18 protein-coding genes and 1 tRNA gene are annotated in these 15,781 nt (G+C 71.0%); 9 read left to right on the plus strand and 10 right to left on the minus strand.

What is annotated here, in order from left to right; all coding sequences use genetic code 11:
- Positions 1-20 precede the first annotated feature (20 nt).
- The gene (locus FH610_RS24545) at positions 21-845 is read left to right on the plus strand and encodes a class II fructose-bisphosphate aldolase (RefSeq protein WP_139577123.1); all 825 of its coding nucleotides are present in this window, start codon (positions 21-23) and stop codon (positions 843-845) included.
- 30 nt (positions 846-875) lie between these two features.
- On the opposite strand, the gene FH610_RS24550 is transcribed toward FH610_RS24545, so the two are convergent.
- The 3 genes from FH610_RS24550 to FH610_RS43810 all read right to left on the minus strand — a co-directional run bounded on the left by FH610_RS24550 (position 876) and on the right by FH610_RS43810 (position 4,243).
- Positions 876-1,661, minus strand: a complete 786-nt coding sequence (locus FH610_RS24550; protein ID WP_139577124.1) for a DeoR/GlpR family DNA-binding transcription regulator — start codon at positions 1,659-1,661, stop codon at positions 876-878.
- 224 nt (positions 1,662-1,885) lie between these two features.
- The gene (locus FH610_RS24555) at positions 1,886-3,211 is read right to left on the minus strand and encodes a DUF2786 domain-containing protein (RefSeq protein WP_139577125.1); all 1,326 of its coding nucleotides are present in this window, start codon (positions 3,209-3,211) and stop codon (positions 1,886-1,888) included.
- Between the two features lie 114 nt (positions 3,212-3,325).
- A complete protein-coding gene (locus FH610_RS43810; RefSeq protein WP_205826017.1) occupies positions 3,326-4,243 on the minus strand; it encodes a 2'-5' RNA ligase family protein in 918 nt (305 codons plus the stop codon).
- Between the two features lie 175 nt (positions 4,244-4,418).
- Between FH610_RS43810 and FH610_RS24570 the strand changes: the two genes are divergently transcribed.
- On the plus strand, positions 4,419-4,622 hold the full coding sequence (locus FH610_RS24570) for a hypothetical protein (protein ID WP_139577126.1): 204 nt from the start codon (positions 4,419-4,421) through the stop codon (positions 4,620-4,622).
- Between the two features lie 130 nt (positions 4,623-4,752).
- Entirely contained in the window at positions 4,753-5,904 is a 1,152-nt protein-coding gene (locus FH610_RS24575; protein WP_205826018.1) for an HNH endonuclease, read from the plus strand.
- A 45-nt stretch (positions 5,905-5,949) separates the two neighbouring features.
- Here FH610_RS24575 and FH610_RS24580 read toward each other — a convergent pair.
- Positions 5,950-6,023, minus strand: a tRNA-Lys gene (locus FH610_RS24580).
- Positions 6,024-6,185: 162 nt separating this feature from the next.
- On the opposite strand from FH610_RS24580, the gene FH610_RS24585 reads away from it, so the two are divergent.
- The gene (locus FH610_RS24585; RefSeq protein ID WP_139577127.1) at positions 6,186-6,548 is read left to right on the plus strand and encodes a PRC-barrel domain containing protein; all 363 of its coding nucleotides are present in this window, start codon (positions 6,186-6,188) and stop codon (positions 6,546-6,548) included.
- Positions 6,549-6,656: 108 nt separating this feature from the next.
- On the opposite strand, the gene FH610_RS24590 is transcribed toward FH610_RS24585, so the two are convergent.
- Positions 6,657-7,253 (minus strand): nucleotidyltransferase family protein, encoded by a 597-nt coding sequence (locus tag FH610_RS24590; protein ID WP_139577128.1) that lies wholly within the window; start codon positions 7,251-7,253, stop codon positions 6,657-6,659.
- A gap of 55 nt (positions 7,254-7,308) precedes the next feature.
- On the opposite strand from FH610_RS24590, the gene FH610_RS24595 reads away from it, so the two are divergent.
- The gene (locus tag FH610_RS24595; RefSeq protein WP_139577129.1) at positions 7,309-7,812 is read left to right on the plus strand and encodes a DUF1360 domain-containing protein; all 504 of its coding nucleotides are present in this window, start codon (positions 7,309-7,311) and stop codon (positions 7,810-7,812) included.
- The gene (locus FH610_RS24600) at positions 7,809-8,300 is read left to right on the plus strand and encodes a DUF6328 family protein (protein ID WP_139577130.1); all 492 of its coding nucleotides are present in this window, start codon (positions 7,809-7,811) and stop codon (positions 8,298-8,300) included. Before FH610_RS24595 ends, FH610_RS24600 begins: the two co-directional genes overlap by 4 nt.
- A gap of 168 nt (positions 8,301-8,468) precedes the next feature.
- On the opposite strand, the gene FH610_RS24605 is transcribed toward FH610_RS24600, so the two are convergent.
- A complete protein-coding gene (locus FH610_RS24605) occupies positions 8,469-9,431 on the minus strand; it encodes a TIGR03557 family F420-dependent LLM class oxidoreductase (protein WP_139577131.1) in 963 nt (320 codons plus the stop codon).
- Positions 9,432-9,551: 120 nt separating this feature from the next.
- Here FH610_RS24605 and FH610_RS43305 point away from each other — a divergent pair, with 120 nt between their 5' ends.
- On the plus strand, positions 9,552-9,701 hold the full coding sequence (locus tag FH610_RS43305) for a GPGG-motif small membrane protein (RefSeq protein ID WP_167530303.1): 150 nt from the start codon (positions 9,552-9,554) through the stop codon (positions 9,699-9,701).
- Positions 9,702-9,805: 104 nt separating this feature from the next.
- On the opposite strand, the gene FH610_RS24610 is transcribed toward FH610_RS43305, so the two are convergent.
- Together FH610_RS24610 and FH610_RS24615 are read right to left on the minus strand one after the other, a co-directional pair.
- Positions 9,806-10,534: a metallophosphoesterase family protein gene (locus FH610_RS24610; RefSeq protein ID WP_205826019.1), complete on the minus strand. Its 729-nt coding sequence runs from the start codon at positions 10,532-10,534 to the stop codon at positions 9,806-9,808.
- Entirely contained in the window at positions 10,531-10,776 is a 246-nt protein-coding gene (locus tag FH610_RS24615) for a BON domain-containing protein (RefSeq protein ID WP_139577132.1), read from the minus strand. Before FH610_RS24615 ends, FH610_RS24610 begins: the two co-directional genes overlap by 4 nt.
- A gap of 562 nt (positions 10,777-11,338) precedes the next feature.
- On the opposite strand from FH610_RS24615, the gene FH610_RS24620 reads away from it, so the two are divergent.
- Complete coding sequence (locus tag FH610_RS24620) at positions 11,339-12,547, plus strand: glycosyltransferase (RefSeq protein WP_139577133.1); 1,209 nt, start codon at positions 11,339-11,341, stop codon at positions 12,545-12,547.
- Positions 12,548-12,572: 25 nt separating this feature from the next.
- A complete protein-coding gene (locus tag FH610_RS24625) occupies positions 12,573-13,496 on the plus strand; it encodes a glycosyltransferase family 9 protein (RefSeq protein WP_139577134.1) in 924 nt (307 codons plus the stop codon).
- Here the strand turns inward: FH610_RS24625 and FH610_RS24630 are convergent.
- Complete coding sequence (locus FH610_RS24630; protein ID WP_240809164.1) at positions 13,456-14,508, minus strand: DNA topoisomerase IB; 1,053 nt, start codon at positions 14,506-14,508, stop codon at positions 13,456-13,458. The two genes, FH610_RS24625 and FH610_RS24630, sit on opposite strands and share 41 nt — an antisense overlap.
- Positions 14,505-15,554, minus strand: coding sequence for a glycosyltransferase family 9 protein (locus tag FH610_RS24635; protein ID WP_139577135.1), 1,050 nt, complete (start codon positions 15,552-15,554; stop codon positions 14,505-14,507). Before FH610_RS24635 ends, FH610_RS24630 begins: the two co-directional genes overlap by 4 nt.
- Positions 15,555-15,781 lie beyond the last annotated feature (227 nt).

The following is a 15,781-nucleotide window of genomic DNA, read 5'->3' on the forward strand; positions in this document are numbered from 1 at the left end:
CGGACCTTCGGAGGCCCACCATGCCCCTCGCCGGCATCGGCGACATCATCCGCGACGCACCCCTCGGCCTGGGCGCGTTCAACATGATCCAGCTCGAACACGCGGAGGCCATCGTCGCGGGCGCCGAGGCCGCCGGCGTCCCGGTGGTGCTGCAGATCAGCGAGAACTGCGTGCGCTACCACGGCGCGCTGGCCCCGGTCGCGCTGGCGTCGCTCGCCCTGGCCCGGGCCGCCGCCGTTCCGGTGGCCGTGCACCTCGACCACGCCACCGACAGGTCCCTGGTCGAGGAGGCCGTCGGCCTGGGCCTCGGCTCGGTGATGTACGACGCGTCCGCCCTGGACCACGAAGTCAACGCGGCGGCCACGGCCGAGGTGGCGCGCTGGTGCCACGAGCGCGGGGTGTGGGTGGAGGCCGAGCTCGGCGAGATCGGCGGCAAGGACGGCGTGCACGCCCCGGGCGCCAGGACCAGACCCGACGAGGCCGCCGGCTACGTCGAGAGGACGGGGGTGGACGCCCTGGCCGTCGCGGTCGGCAGCTCCCACGCCATGACCACGAAGGACGCGGTCCTCGATCTCGGCCTGATCGCCGAGCTCCACGCCGCCGTCCCGGTCCCGCTGGTGCTCCACGGCTCCTCCGGGGTTCCGGACGCGACCATCCGGGCGGCCGTACGGCACGGCATGAAGAAGATCAATATCGCGACCCATCTCAATAAGGCGTTCACGGCGGCGGTCCGCGACCGCCTGACCGCCGACACGTCCGTTGTCGACTCGCGCAAATACCTCAAGGCGGGCCGCGACGCGGTCACCCGGGAGGTCGCCCACCTCCTCGGCGTACTGACCTCTTGACATGACCCCGGTGCGCGCCCGGGGGATGTCTCAGGCGCGCACGACCTTGACACCCGCGTCGGCGAAGGGCGCCGTCTGCTCCTCGGTCGCCGCGCTGTCGGTGACGAGGATGTCGATCTGGTTCACCGGGCAGATCCGCGCGAACGCCCGCCGGCCGAGCTTCGAGCTGTCCGCCACGATGACGACCTGCTGCGCGCGGGAGGCCATGATCTGGTTGACCGCCGCCTCCCCCTCGTTGTGGGCGCTCGCGCCGTGTTCCAGGTGCAGGGCGTCGACCCCCAGGATCGCCAGGTCCAGGGCGACGCGCTCCAGCATGCCGGCGGCGATCGGGCCGATCAGCTCGTATGACTGGGGCCGGGCGGAGCCGCCCGTGGTGACGACGTGGATCTGCGGGCGGAGCACCAGTTCGTTGGCGATGTTCAGGGCGTTGGTCACCACGGTCACCACCGGGCCCCGCTGGTCGGTGTTCAGGTCGGGGCGCGTGGCCAGCGCCCGGCCGACCTCCGTCAGCGTCGTGCCGCCGTTCAGGCCCACGGTGGCGCCGGCGGGGACCATGGCGGCCGCCGCCGCTCCGATGCGCTGCTTCTCCGGGGCGTGCCTGGCGACCTTGTATCGCAGGGGAAGGTCATAGGTGACGCTGTGCGCCGACGCCCCGCCGCGCGTGCGGGTGAGGAGTTGCTGGGAGGCCAGCTCGTCGAAGTCCCGCCGCACCGTGGCGGGCGACACGCCGAGGTGTTCGGCGGTCTCCTCCACGTCGAGGTGTCCACGCTCGGCGAGCAGCTCCAACAAGGTGTTCCACCGCTCGTATCTGCTCACGGCCACTCCTTGCTCACACCGCTGCCTGCGCGACCCATCATGCCCGGTCCGGGAGGTTCCGGGGCCCCAGGTATGCCTTCGGCCGACTGCGCCTCCCCCGTCCGTCTCCCTGGCCCCTGCGGTCTCGCGGTGGCCGTGCGCGCCGTGCTCTGTGCCGCTGTGTGCCGCTGTGTGCCGCTCATGCCGCTCCGTGCCGCTCCGCCGGTCGATCACCACGAGCCGGATCAGCGGCCTCCCCCCACGATCTTTCCGCGGACGTCGAGGACGGCCCGGTCGGCGGCGGCCCGGCCGGAGATCCAGCCCTCCCGGTTGCTGACCGCGCCCGCGCCGACCATGGTCAGCGTCGGGAAGATCTCCTCGACCTTCGCCTCGACGGCCTGTTCCCGGGCCGCCAGCACCGGCAGCAGGTCGCGCCCGGCATCGGCGGCCGCCTCCCGCACCGCCTCCCCCGCCGCTTCCCGCAGCCGCTCGCCGATCCGCTGGGCGTACGCCGCGAGGAACGACTGCCGGAACGACCGCGTGCGGGAACGGCCGGAGCCGTCCCTGCGGGATCCGGCCAGCCTCAACGCGGTCGTGGCCTGCACCAGCAGGGAGGTGAACAGCACCTCCACCGCGGCCAGGTCCGCGGGGAACCCGAGCACGGTGGCGAACCCGAAATGACGGCTCCACACCGAGCGGCAGTGGTTGGCCGAGGCGATGACGTCCAGCAGCATCGCCTTCGGGCCCTCGTAGGGCGCGTCGACCCCCAGCCGGCGCCCCTGCGGCCGACCGGCTCCTCCCGGACCGGTCGCCGTCCGGGAGGCGAGCAGCGCGGCGTCGATGCTGTGCCGGGCCATCAGCGCCTGGGCCGCGGCGGTGAACGTCTCGGCCTCCGCCTCGAACTCGGTCGACTCGGCCTTCGCCAGCAGGGCCCGCACCCGGGCGAGCGTCCGCTCGTCGACGGCGCCGCCCCGGACGCCGGGCGTACGCCTGGCCGTTCCCGGCACGGGGCACAGCCGCTCCAGCGGCGGCAGCGTGGCCAGCAGATGGATCACCCGAAGCGCGCAGGCGACCATCGCGGTCCGGTCGCCGTCCTCACGGAGGTACTCCTCGTCGCGGCCCCACCACACCGTCGCACCGATGGCGTCGAGCTGGTCGAGCCAGCGATCGTCCACGGTCGCCGCGGCGTAGGCACGCATCTCGGCCGCGACGGCGTCGGTCACGAGGCGGACGTGCCGGGCCTCCAGCCGCCGGACCACCAGCCGTACGACGTCGGCGGGCTGCCAGCCGCCGTGCCAGGCGAGCGTCACATGCCGGTTCAGGGCGTCAAGCAGGGCCCGGTCCACGACCTGGCGGAGCCCCTGGCCCTGCGCGAGGACCTTCACGCATCGCCGGAACTCGGTCTCGTCGCGGCGGCGGCGCGCCTCCAGCGCCGCGGACAGCAGCCCGGCCACCAGGTCCTCGGCCCCCTGCCCCGGCTCGCCGGACGACCAGGGGAAGCTCCACGCGGCTCCGCCCGGCGGCCCGAGGCTCCACCGCCGCCGCGTGCCCTCCCGCTCTCCGCCGCCCATCCGCTCGCCCTCCCCCGATCGGTCGTGCGAGCGATTCTGTCAGCCCCGGCCCCCGGCGCCGTGACGTTATCCACAGGCCGGCGGGAGTGCCTGTCAGGCGGGCCCGGCGGAATCTCAACCGAGCAGGCGGAAGCGTTCGGCCACGATCAGCGTGTCGTCGTCGACGACCGGTGGTCCGCCCAGGACGGCGGACATCTCCGGGCCGGTCCAGAAGCGCTCGTGCGCGGCCCGCCACTGGGCGACGGTGTCGTACCCCTCGCCCTCGTCGCGGGCGAACGCCTCGTCGATCTCCCGGATCGGCGCCACCCGCACCTGCGTCGTCTCCAGCAGCGCCACTCGCCGCCCGGCCGAGTCGATCAACGCCGCCCACCGGCCGACGACCGGGAGGGGATCACCGCAGTGCTCGTAGTCCGCCAGCAGGCCCGCGGTGGCGGTCTTGTCCCCGCTCAGGATCGCGGCCACCAGGCGATCGCGCAGGGGCCCGGGAAAGGCGAACTCGGCCGACGGCGGCTCCCCCAGGGGGAAGAAGCCCTCCGCTCTCCAGCTCTCCCCGTCGAAGACCCGCAGCGTCACGCCGCCGACGAACGTCGTCACGGGCAGCCCTGCCGCCAGGCCCGCCGCGACTCCGGCGACGACCTCGCCGCCGAGTCCCTCCGCGACCGTGAGGTGCGGCACGATGTCGCCGAACCGGCCTCCGTACGGCGGCGTCTGCGGCCAACGGCCCACCACCGCCTCGGTGAGCTCCCGCAGCGGGCCGTCCGGGTCCAGTGCGAGGTAGAGCACGCCCGGGAAGCGGCCGACGCCCCCGAACGCGACCTCGAACGGCCTTCGCTCCGCGAACAGGTCCCGCAGCGCGGAGAGCACGCCGTCGTCGAGGCGTTCTCGCGGGAGGAAGGGATACAGGACGGTGACGTGCGCGGGCATGCCGTACGCCGCGGAGGAGTCGTAGCGTTCCCGAAGGCCCCGGACCAGGGGCTCGGCCGAGGGGACCTCCACCACCAGGGCGGTCTCACCGATCTCGAAGGGTGCCATGACCGACATCCTCCCGCCGGATGGTCACGCGTACGACCGGACGCCACTGCGGCGGGTAACGTACCGCTCTGGGCATTTACATGGAGGATTCGACCAGATTAAATCTTTATTTCCAGATACAAAGTGATCTAGGCCACATTGGTGCCGTGCCTGATCGTGCGAGGAGTGGTGCCCGATGGTGTTCTCCCTGGCGAAGCGGATGATCTTCGCTGTTGGACGGGGATTCGTACGGCTTGGACGGTACTGGGCCGCCCAGTTCGGCCTCGCCTACGCGATGGCCTGGGGTCCCGACGCGCCCAACCTGGCGCGCGAGCAGGAGGAGGAGACCGAACACTGGGACTGGTCGATCCCCTACCACTGGTACGAGACCTCCCGCTGACGTCCACGGCGCGGCAACGGGCTCTCTCCACGGAAACGGAGGAGGACACACCGTCCTCCTTGGGGGCTGCCCGCCGGGTGCCGCGAATTGCCGGCGATCAAGCGTCGATCTGGGCACATACCATGACCGGATGGGCTTATCCGATCTTCGCCGGGACATGGTGCTGGCCGCCATCGAGGAGTTCGACAGGCTCGGCCGGGAGGAATTCCTCGCGAAGTACGGCTATCGCGAAGCACGGGGCTACTTCCTCACGCACCAGGGCCGGCGATACGACTCCAAAGCCATCGCCGGAGTCGCGCATCGCGGTGTGGCCGGCCGCCCGCTGCGCGCCTCGGAGTTCTCGGGAGGAGCGGCCACGGTCGCCCGGACCCTGGCCGACCTGGGTTTCACGGTGACCACACCGGAAGACCTTGCCGCCGAGAGTCCAATCGAGGCCCTACTCGGCAAGGTCATGAACCTTGAGACGGCCAAGTCGCCGCAGACGAAACGCCCGAAGCGACACCAGCCACTCACACTGCTCTGGGCACTCGGCCGGGCCGCACGGGCCGAACCCAGGCTTGTCCCCTGGGAGACGACCCGCGCCGAGATCGGCTCGCTCATTTCCACCTTCGGCCTTGTCGATGACGCGCCGAACCCGGAGTACCCCGTCCTCAAACTCGCCCATTTCGGCCTGTGGGAAATTGCGGAACACCCGGCTCCGCCTGCCGCCAGCGGCGGCGAGCCACTCCGCTGGATGCGTCGTCATCAACCGCTCTCCGGCCCATGCGACTGGGTCTATGACCTGGTCACGAAGGACGATGCCGTCCGCTCACGCGTCGCGGCCTTCCTACTGTCCGAATACCTTCATGACGTCGACCAGAACGCTCTCCTCGCCCGCGTGGGTCTGCAGGCGGCGCCGGTCGGGCGCCGCTCGACCACGGTCGAGCGGATCGTGCGGGACAGCGCACTGTCACGGCTCGTGAAGACACTGCATGATCACATGTGCCAGATCTGCGGAATTCGGCTGATGCTCCCCACCGGCCCCTATGCCGAGGGCTGCCACATCCGCCCGCTCGGGGAACCGCACAATGGCCCCGATGAGCTCGCCAACATGCTCTGTCTCTGCCCTAACCATCACACGCTCTTCGACGCGGGAGCCCTCGCCGTCCAGGGCGATCTCATCGTGGTGGACCGGTCGACAGGCGCGCCGGTCGGAGCGCTGTCCGTGGTCGCGGAGCACTCCATCGACCCTCGCCATGTGACCTACCACAGGGAGGCGGTCGCGGGAGGAGAAGCCGACTGAAACGCCGCAGGGCGTTCACCTCAAGTGGTGAACGCCCTGCCTGTGTGCGCCGCCAGGGACTCGAACCCCGGACCCGCTGATTAAGAGTCAGCTGCTCTAACCAACTGAGCTAGCGGCGCCCGCACCACAAGAGTAGCGGCATCCGGAGGTGCTCCGCGCCACCGGCGCGCTCACCGTGTCGGAATACGGGCGACCAGATCATGTCCTGCCCTTACGTGTCCGGGATGTTCCCCTTCTCGCCTTCGGGTACGTGGAGTGACGACGAAGGGAGTGTGAGCACCATGACACCGGATCTCTGGTCGTATTCCGACACCGTGTCGGGCACGGGACAGCAGATGGACATCGCCGGATACGACGTGCAGGCGGTGGACGGGAAGATCGGTTCCGTTGACGAGGCCACCTACGAGGCCGGACAGAGCTACATCGTCGTGGACACGGGCCCGTGGATCTTCGGTAAGAAGGTCATGCTTCCCGCGAGTGTGGTGACGAGGATCGACTTCCAGGACCGCAAGATCTTCGTCAGCCGCACGAAACAGGAGATCAAGAACGCGCCGGAGTTCGACGAGACGGCGATGACCGACCCGGGCTATCGGGACCGTGTCGGGGAGTACTACGGACGGTTCCCCCGCACTTCGTCCATGTGAGTGACATGTGAAAGGGGGGCCGCGCCGTCACGGCGCGGCCCCTCTACGTCGGCGAGCCGGACCCCGCCCGGCCCCTCCTCCGCACGAACCGGGACGGCGGGCCGGTGTTCAGGGCCAGGTGCTGTCCGGCCGAGGTGTCGTAGGGGCGATGATGTGCAGCCGCTCCAGGAGCGTGACGAACGTCGAGGCGTACGGCGACGGCGCGGCGACCGAGGCGACCCTGTCCCAGTCCACCTGCTCCCGCATGGCGCGGACCATGGGCAGCAGCGAGCCGTAGTCGCAGGCGTGCTCGGACAGCGGCAGTATCCAGGAGATCACAAGATCGGTGGCTTCGAGGACGGGCAGGCTCAACGCGGCGGTGTTGATCGGCTGAGCCCGGGCGATCATGGCCTCGGTCACGGGCCTGTCGGCCAGCGAGAAGATCAGGTCGACGAGGACCCCTTCCTCGTCGAACGCCTTGACCAGCCAGTCCTCCGGTGGTTTCGCGGTCCGGAAACCCAGGCTCTCCAGGGTTTTCAGCGCGAGCGGGACGTCTTCCTCGACCAGGGCGAAGTCGACGTCGTGCAGTGATGGCGCGGCGCCCCTCGCGTAGCCGGCGCAGCCTCCGGCCAGGGCGAACCGCACCCCGGCCTCCTTGAGACCGGCCCCGGCGCGCTTGAGCGTCTCAAGAATCGCGTCGGTGACTTCATGACTGTGACTACCCACTCACGTCGCTTGCCCAGCCATGTTCGCTGCAAACAATCCCGGGTAGGGCGCGCTCATGACCGAGACCCTCCAGGAGATCAAGCGCGAGTACGAGGGAGAGGACAACCGTCCGCTGGCCTCGTATACACGGGTTCTCGCGGTGTACGGCGGGGCCGTCACGGTGCTGCTCGCCGCGGCGAAGCTGACAGGCCGTCAGGCCCCCGAGAAGATCAAGGTGATGGACCTCATGCTCATGGGGCTGTTCACCCACCGGCTCTCGCGGACGCTCGCGAAGGACCCGGTCACCAGCCCCATCCGCGCTCCCTTCACCCGTTACGAGGGCGTCTCCGGCCCGGCGGAACTCAAGGAGGAGGTCCGCGGTCACGGGCTGCAGCACGCCGTGGGTGAGCTGCTGACCTGCCCGTTCTGCCTGTCCCAGTGGATCGCGACGGGATACGCGGCGGGCGCCGTGTTCTTTCCCAGACTGACCCGGCTGGCCGGGGCCACCATGGCGGCCGTGGCGATCTCCGACTGGCTCCAGCTCGCCTACGCGCGCCTGATGAAGAAGGCCGAGGAATGAGTGAGGTTCTCGAGCCTCTGGAGAACACCGACGAGAACCCGAAGGAGCGCGTCGACCGCGAGCTCGGCGAGCTGCTGCAGGGCCTGCGGGTGGCCGCGACGGGCGTGCAGGTGCTGTTCGCGTTCCTGCTGACGCTGCCGTTCTCCTCCGGTTTCAGCAAGATCGACACGACCGGCAACTGGTTGTTCTACCTGGCGGTCGTCAGCGCGGCGGTCGCGTCGATCTGCACGATCGCCCCGGCGACCCAGCACCGCATCCTGTTCCGGTCGGGGCTCAAGGAACTGCTGCTACGCCGGGCCAACCGGCTGGGCGTGGCAGGCGGGGTGGCCCTGGCCGTGTCCATGACCTGCTCGACCGCCCTGGTTCTGGACGCGCTGACCAGCCCCGGGCCCGCCGCGGTGATCGGCGCGGGTGTGGCGCTGCTGTGCGCCTGGCTGTGGTTCGTCCAGCCGCTCCTGTCGCTGCGCCTGGTCAAGGACGAGGACTAGAAGTCCGGGGAGCGCGACCGCGGTGCCCGCGGTCGCGCTCTCGTGTGCGTCGCGTCAGCGCCGTTCTCCCAGCCGCGTCAGCGCAGTTCTCCCAGGCGTGTCAGCGCCGTTCCCCCGGCCGCGTCAGCGCTGTTCCCGCAGGCGTGTCAGCTCCGCTCCCCGGCCGCGTCAGCGCCGTTCCCGCAGGCGCGGCAGGATCTGCGTCGCGTAGAACTCGAAGAACCCCTCCTGCTCCTTGCCGATCTGGGAGATGTAGACCTCGTCGAAACCGGCGTCCACGTACGCGCGGATCGCGTTCAGATGCGCCTCCGGGGAGGACCCGCAGGGCGTCGACTGAGTGGCGGCCTCCTCCGTGACGAGCTGCGAGAGCTGCTCGAAGTGCCGCGGCAGCGGCAGGAGCTGGGCGGCCTCGCCCGGGATCCCCTGGTTGGGCCAGAGCCTGTGGACGGTCCTGCGCGCCTCGGCCTCGTCGTGCGCCCAGCACACCTTCAGCCCGGCCGCGCACGGCTTGCCCTCGCCGCCCGCCTTGTGGAAGGCCTCGACCATGTCGGCGGCGGGCGCGGTGTGGATGTAGCCGTCGCCGAGCCGTCCCGCGAGATCGACGGACTTGGGCCCGAAGCCCGAGATGTAGATCGGCGGGGGCTGGTCGGGCAGCGAGTACAGCCGGGCCGTGTCCACTTCGTAGAACTCGCCGTGGTACGTCACCAGTTCGCCCGTCCACAGCTCCCTGATGACGTCGAGGGCCTCCTCCAGCATGCGCTGGCGCTCCTCGGCCGGAGGCCACTGGTCGCCCAGGATGTGCTCGTTCAGCGCCTCGCCGGTGCCGACCCCCAGGCGGAACCTGCCGTCCAGCAGGATCTGGGCGGTCGCCGCGGCCTGCGCGATGATCGCCGGGTGGATGCGGATGATGGGGCAGGTGACCGCGGTGGTCACCGGCAGCGACGTGGCCTGAGAGATGGCTCCGATGACGGACCACACGAACGAGCTCTCGCCCTGCTCGTCCAGCCACGGGTGAAAGTGGTCGGAGATCCACAACGCCTCGAAGCCGGCGTCCTCGGCGAGTTTCGCCTGACGTACCAGCTCCTTGGGGTCATGCTCCTCGCTGGACAGAAAATATCCGAAAGTGGTCATGTATCACCAGATGCCCGAATATTGTCAAGCAAACGTAACAATGGGTGCTTCAAGGGCAAATTCAATCGGGGCCAGGGCTCGATGATGTTACGAGCCCCTTTGCAGGGGCAGTGGAGGGCCATGGCTACTCTGCTTTGGATCATCGCCGTGGTACTGGTCATCGCCGGGATCTACGTCATCCTGGCCCGTCGGGACATCCTCTGGGGGATCGTCCTCATCGTCCTCGGATTCCTCGTCGGCCCCGGGGGCGTCAGCATCTTCAATCCCTAGCACCAACCTCACCCGCAAGCCGCAACCTCATCCACGCTATTCGCGGACACCGAGACGGCGGCCGGCCGAAGGGCCGGTCGCCGTCTCGCCATCGGAACAGCGAATCAGCAATGGTCGCCGTTCAGGCAGTAAACGGTGTAGGCGTGCTTGATTACCGGAAGGGCGACATTACGCACCCGGATACCTCCGGGAGTCACGCCCTTTTCCGTGCCCGCGTGCGCGTGGCCGTGAATGAAAAGATCGGCGCCCTCGGCGTCGGCCGCCTCCGCCAGCATGTAGCTGCCGAGGAACGGATAGATTTCCGGCGGCTCGCCCATCAGCGTGTCCTTCACGGGCGAGTAATGGCTGAGCACGATCTTGTGGTCGGCGTCCAGCTCCTTGAGCGCCCGCCGCCACCGCTCGGCGATCTCCTTCGTGTGCCGGACGAACGCCTTGGTCTCCGGCTCCCCGAACTCGCTGGCGCACTTCCCGGCGAAACCGCCGCCGAAGCCCTTGCCGCCGGCCACTCCGAGCCGTACGCCGTCGATGGGGACGACCGCGCCCTCGTCGTCGAGGACGGTGATGCCGGCGTCGCGGAGGAGATCGATGATCTCCTCGTTCCGGTCGGAGTGGTAGTCGTGGTTGCCCAGCACGGCGACGACGGGGATGGGCAGGCCGCTCAGCTCCTCGGCGACCACCTGGGCCTCGGGGATCGTGCCGTGCCTGGTCAGATCGCCTCCCACCAGCAGCACGTCCGCACGGCGCTCGATGCCCTCGATCTTCTTGCGATAGTGGCCGCGCAGGTCCTCGCCCAGATGGATGTCCGCGACGGCGGCGATCCGCAGCTCCCTCACAGATGCTCCTCCTCTCCCGGCTCCCGCACCTCCACCAAGGTGAGCTCGTTGTGCACCCGCAGGCCCGGAGCCGCCTCCCGGGCGACGTTCTCGATCTGGTGCCGCCGCTCGTCACAGGAGACCTGCCCGCGCAGGTAGACCTCTTCTCCTCGCACATCCACCCGAATGCCCAGTTCGGTGGTCCGTTCGTCCTCCGCAAGAGCCCGCTGCACGCGGGCCGCGACATAGTGCGGCGTCTCCATCTCTTCCCCTCGTGTCCCCCTCGGTTCCGTATGCCTAGCGCTGCCCGGCCCTTTCCGAGCGAAACCACTGGTTTGACGGGCGCGAGGGTGGATATGGTTGTTTGTATTCCTGGTGCCTAAGACGCAGGTACCTCCTTGGCGTGAGCATGCCGTGACGGAGGAGCGTCTTGGGAACGTGTGACCGGACTTCACCCCGCCCTGAGCGGAGCATCGCGGGCACCGGCAGCACCGCTTTCCACACCTCTTCCACGGGCGCTCCCTCCACCGGCCCCCACGTCGCCGCCCGTCCCGTACGGGCCGCCTTCGGCGCCGCCTCTCGATTACGCGCCACCGTCCTCGCGGGCCGCACGCCCGCCCTCCACCGTCCCGCCGCGGTCCGCCACGCGTGCGCCGCCGTCGTCGCGGGCCATTCCGCCCCAGGGAACCGTCGTTGCCGCGTCCGCGCCGGCGACCCCCGCACGCCGCGACCGGCCGCCCCCGTCCCGGTCGCCGGGCCTGCACACCTGGACTCCCTGACCCCCGAGCCGGGTACCCGCCACTGCCGCTCTTGGAGGAACCCCCAGTGAAGATCGCCATGGTCTCGGAGCACGCCAGCCCGCTCGCCACCCTCGGCGGTGTCGACGCCGGCGGCCAGAACGTGCACGTCGCCGCCCTCGCCCAGGAGCTCGCCCGCGCCGGTCACGAGGTCACCGTCTACACCCGCAAGGACCGCGAGGACCTGCCGGAAACCGTCGCCTTCGGCCCGGGTGTGGACGTCGTCCACGTCCCCGCGGGCCCCGCCTCCGAGATCCCCAAGGACGAGATCCTTCCCTGGATCCCCCAATTCGGGAAGTGGCTGCACGACCGGTGGCTGTTCGACCGCCCGGACGTCGTGCACAGCCACTTCTGGATGAGCGGGCTGGCCGCGGTCGGCGCGGCGGAGAAGCTGCGCATCCCGGTCGTCCACACCTACCACGCGCTCGGCAGCGTCAAGCGGCGTCACCAGGGCCCGGCGGACACCAGCCCGCGGGATCGCATCGAGGCCGAGGCCGAGATCGGACGGCGCGTCGACGGCATCATCGCGACCTGCAACGACGAGGTCGACGAGCTGATCCGCATGCGCGTGCCGCGCCGCGCGACCCGGGTCGTCCCCTGCGGAGTGGACGTCACCACCTTCCATCCCCACGTCGAGCCTCTGGAACGGCCGGAGCGCCCGCGCCTGCTTTCGGTCGGCCGGCTCGTGCCGCGCAAGGGCCTGGAGACCACCATCAGAGCGCTGCAGTACCTGCGGGACGCCGAGCTGGTCATCGCGGGCGGTCCCCCCGCGGCCGAGCTGCACCACGACCCCGAGGTCACCCGGCTGCGCTGGCTCGCGGCCCAGGCGGGCGTCTCCGACCGGGTCCGCTTCCTCGGCCGGGTCGAGCGCGACACGCTGCCCTCGCTGATGCGCTCGGCCGCCGCCGTCGTGTCCGTGCCCTGGTACGAGCCGTTCGGGATGGTGGCGCTCGAGGCGATGGCCTGCGGCGTCCCGGTCGTCGCCTCGGCGGTCGGCGGTCAGAAGGAGACGGTGGTCAACAACGTGACCGGCCTTCTCGTGCCGCCCCGCAAGCCCGTCGTGCTGGCCAAGGCGCTGCGCAAGCTGCTCGACGACCCGGTGCGGCGCACGGCGTACGGCATCGCGGGGGCCGACCGGGCCCGCGCGAGGTACGCCTGGAGCCGCATCGCCGCCGAGACCCTGGCCGCCTACGACCGGGCCCTGTCCACCCCGGAGCTGGAAAGGAGCGCCTCTTGATCCTGCCTACCCCCGAGGTGAGCCGGTGACGTCGACGGCCCTCGTGCTGCGCTCTGACGGCATCGGGGGCCTGCTCACCGTGGTGCCCGCGCTGCGCGCCCTGCGCCGCCACGGGCTGCGCGTCGTCCTGGCCTGCCCACCGGAGCTGAGCGAACTCGCCGCGCTGACCGGCGCGGTCGACCGGATCCTGCCCGCGTACGGGCTCGCGCCGCTGTCGTGGCCCGGGCCCGGCGAGGAGGACGCGGACCACCCGCCGCTCCTGCCGGACCTCGCCGTCAACCTGCACGGCCGCGGGCCGCGCAGCCACCGCATCCTGCTGAACCTGCGCTACCGGGGCGAGGGGACGAGACGCCTGTGGGCGTACGCGAACCCGGACGTCCCCTGGATCAGGGGGCCGTGGTGGGACCCCGGCGAGCACGAGGTGCTGCGGTGGTGCCGGCTGCTCCGGTGGCACGGCGTGCCGGCCGATCCGGAGGACTCGGCGCTGCCCACTCCCCTGACCGCGAGCCCCGCACCGGGGGCCGTCGTGATCCACCCCGGCGCGGGCGGCACGTCGCTGCGCTGGCCCGCCGATCGGTTCGCCGAGGTGGCCCGGCTGCTCACGGACGAGGGCCTGCCCGTCGTGATCACCGGCAGCTCGCGGGAGCGGCCGATGGCCCTGCTCGTGGCGACCCGGGCGGTGCTGCCGCCGCAGATCGTGCTCGCGGGCCGCACCTCGCTCCGGGAGCTGTGCGCACTGGTCGCCGGGGCCCGGCTGGTGATCAGCGGCGACGTCGCGATGACGCGGCTCGCCGCGTCCTATCGGACGCCTTCGGTGCTCGTGTCCACGGTGGACGGACGGCACCCGATCCTGCACGAGGTGGACGGCGCCGACCGCCTGGACGCCGCGGTCCCGGCCGCCCAGGTGGTCAACGCCGCCGTGCGGGCGCTCGGCGCAGGAGTTCGATGACGGCCTCCTCGACCGGCCCGTGGGTGGCGAGCCGGCCCTCGCCGGTGTCCTCACCCAGCCGTTCGAGGGGGATCGTCCGTCCCTTCTCGTACAGCGCGACGATGCGCGGGTCCACGTAGGAGGCGCGGCAGACCGACGGCGTGTTGCCCAGGTACTCCGACACCTCCTTCATCACCCTGGAGACCGCCCGCTTGCGCCCCGCGCCGCTGCGTACGGGGCGGGAGACGGCGAGCCCGACCGCCGCCAGGACCGTGGCGTGCCAGGTGCGGAAGTCCTTGGCCGAGACGTCGGTGCCGAACGCCTCCTTCAGGTAGGCGTTGATGTCGGCGCTCCGCACGTCCACCCAGCCGTCGTCGGCGCGGTAGCGCAGCAGCTCGCCCCCGCCCCCCTTCGACAGCGCCGTCAGCACCTCGCACACGTCGGCGTCGGCCAGCACCTGCTCCCGTTCCTTGCGGCCCTTGGCCAGGTAGCGGCACACGACCTTGCCGTCGCCGCACTTCACGTGCGACGTCTTCAGCGTGGCCAGGCCGTAGGAGTCGGTGTACTCCTCCCCGCCGACGCGGAAGAAGCCGATGTCGAGCATGCGCGCGGCGGTGGCCAGCACGCGCTCGCGGCTCAGCTCGTCACCCCGCAGGTCGCGGGTGACCCGCTCGCGGAACGCGGGGAGCATCTGGGCGATCTCCAGCACGTGGTCGAACTTGGCCTCGTCCTGCTGCCTGCGCCACTCGTCGTGGTAGCGGTACTGCCGCCGGCCCGCCGAGTCGGTGCCCACGGCCTGGAGGTGGCCGTTCGGGTGGGCGCAGATCCACACGTCGGTCCAGGCCGGCGGGATCGCGAGGGACTTGATCCGGCGCAGTGTGGCGCGGTCCTTCACGGGCCGGCCGGAGGCCCAGATGTAGCTGAACCCGCGCCCGCGGCGCCTGCGCCGGATGCCCGGCTCGCTCGGGTCGCTCGGCCGCAGTTCGACGGGCGGTGTCTCGAAGACCTTCGCCTTCTCCGCCATGGTGCTCATCGCAGCAGGTCCCACGCCTGTTCGAGCACGTCGTCCACGCTCACGTCGCCCACCCACGAGACGTCCCTGTGGCCGCACTCGCGCATGCCCTCGGACCCCGCGGGGAGCCCGCAGATCGGGCAGCCGGACGTCCAGGAGATCAGCGGCCGCTGGTGTCCCCTGCTCAGCGGACCCCAGTTGATCATGTTGCCGCACCAGTAGATCCCCACCGTGGGCGTGCCGGTCGCCGCCGCCAGGTGGCGCGGCCCGGTGTCGTTGGAGACGAGCAGGTCGCAGGCGGCGTACAGCGCGGTGAGCCCGCCGAGGGACAGCTCTCCGACGACGGCCCTCGCCGGGGTCTGCATCTGCGCGACGACCTTCTCGACGACCTCCCGCTCCTCCTCGACGCCGGTCACCACCACCGGCCGTCCGAGGCGGTCGGCGACCTCGGCGAAGCGCTCCGGCGGCCATCTCCTGCGCCGGTCCCCCGCGCCCGGGTGGATCGCCACCAGCCCCCGGGGCACCTTGCCGAGCGTGCGGTTCAGCTCGGCCCAGTCCTCCCTGACGACCGCGATCCTCGGCTCGATCTCGTTGGTGGCCGCGCCGAGCAGCCCGGCCACCTCCAGGTAGCGCAGGGTCTCGTGCTGGTAGTGGACGTACGGCACCCAGCGGTCGAGCGGCGCGGCGTCGGGGGTGCGCAGGCCGGCCGTCACCCGCGCGCCGAGGCGGCGGATGAACGGATTGGAGTTACGCCCGCCGCCGTGCATCTGGACGGCCAGGTCGAACCTGCGCTGACGCAGGTCCTCGTACAGCTCATCGGGGGCGGCGATCCCGTCGGGCGGGGAGGAGACGCCGGAGATGGGCGGCAGCGCCACCACCTCGTCCACCGGGCCCGGACGATTGCGCAGGAACCGCGCGTGCCATTCGCGGCCGAGCAGAGTGATCTTGGCAGCGGGATACGCCCGCCGCAGCGCCCCGATGGCGGGCAGTGCCAGCAGCAGGTCGCCCAGGGCGTTCGCCCTCAGCACGGCGATCCGCTCGACTCCTTCGACGAGCAGCGCGCTCATGCCACCCCCTCGCCTGGCGGCTCGGGGTCGCGTCGTGCCGCAGGCGCGCAGATCAGCACTTCGCGAATCGCGCTGTGCCTACCGATTCGCTCGCTCCGCTCGCTCATGCCACCCCCTCGCCTGGCGGCTCGGGGTCGCGTCGTGCCGCAGGCGCGCAGATCAGCACTTCGCGAATCGCGCTGTGCCTACCGATTCGCTCGCTCCGCTCGCTCATGCCACCCCCTCGC

Origin of the sequence: Microbispora catharanthi (assembly GCF_006334915.2) — a bacterium.
GTDB lineage: Bacteria > Actinomycetota > Actinomycetes > Streptosporangiales > Streptosporangiaceae > Microbispora > Microbispora catharanthi.

Excerpts from the sequence above, each read along its gene's own strand:
- FH610_RS24545 (WP_139577123.1), top strand. The coding sequence starts at position 21 with ATGCCCCTCGCCGGCATCGGCGACATCATCCGCGACGCACCCCTCGGC.
- FH610_RS24555 (WP_139577125.1), bottom strand. The coding sequence starts at position 3,211 with ATGGGCGGCGGAGAGCGGGAGGGCACGCGGCGGCGGTGGAGCCTCGGG.
- FH610_RS43810 (WP_205826017.1), bottom strand. The coding sequence starts at position 4,243 with ATGGCACCCTTCGAGATCGGTGAGACCGCCCTGGTGGTGGAGGTCCCC.
- FH610_RS24570 (WP_139577126.1), top strand. The coding sequence starts at position 4,419 with ATGGTGTTCTCCCTGGCGAAGCGGATGATCTTCGCTGTTGGACGGGGA.
- FH610_RS24575 (WP_205826018.1), top strand. The coding sequence starts at position 4,753 with ATGGGCTTATCCGATCTTCGCCGGGACATGGTGCTGGCCGCCATCGAG.
- FH610_RS24585 (WP_139577127.1), top strand. The coding sequence starts at position 6,186 with ATGACACCGGATCTCTGGTCGTATTCCGACACCGTGTCGGGCACGGGA.
- FH610_RS24595 (WP_139577129.1), top strand. The coding sequence starts at position 7,309 with ATGACCGAGACCCTCCAGGAGATCAAGCGCGAGTACGAGGGAGAGGAC.
- FH610_RS24600 (WP_139577130.1), top strand. The coding sequence starts at position 7,809 with ATGAGTGAGGTTCTCGAGCCTCTGGAGAACACCGACGAGAACCCGAAG.
- FH610_RS24605 (WP_139577131.1), bottom strand. The coding sequence starts at position 9,431 with ATGACCACTTTCGGATATTTTCTGTCCAGCGAGGAGCATGACCCCAAG.
- FH610_RS43305 (WP_167530303.1), top strand. The coding sequence starts at position 9,552 with ATGGCTACTCTGCTTTGGATCATCGCCGTGGTACTGGTCATCGCCGGG.
- FH610_RS24615 (WP_139577132.1), bottom strand. The coding sequence starts at position 10,776 with ATGGAGACGCCGCACTATGTCGCGGCCCGCGTGCAGCGGGCTCTTGCG.
- FH610_RS24630 (WP_240809164.1), bottom strand. The coding sequence starts at position 14,508 with ATGAGCACCATGGCGGAGAAGGCGAAGGTCTTCGAGACACCGCCCGTC.
- FH610_RS24635 (WP_139577135.1), bottom strand. The coding sequence starts at position 15,554 with ATGAGCGCGCTGCTCGTCGAAGGAGTCGAGCGGATCGCCGTGCTGAGG.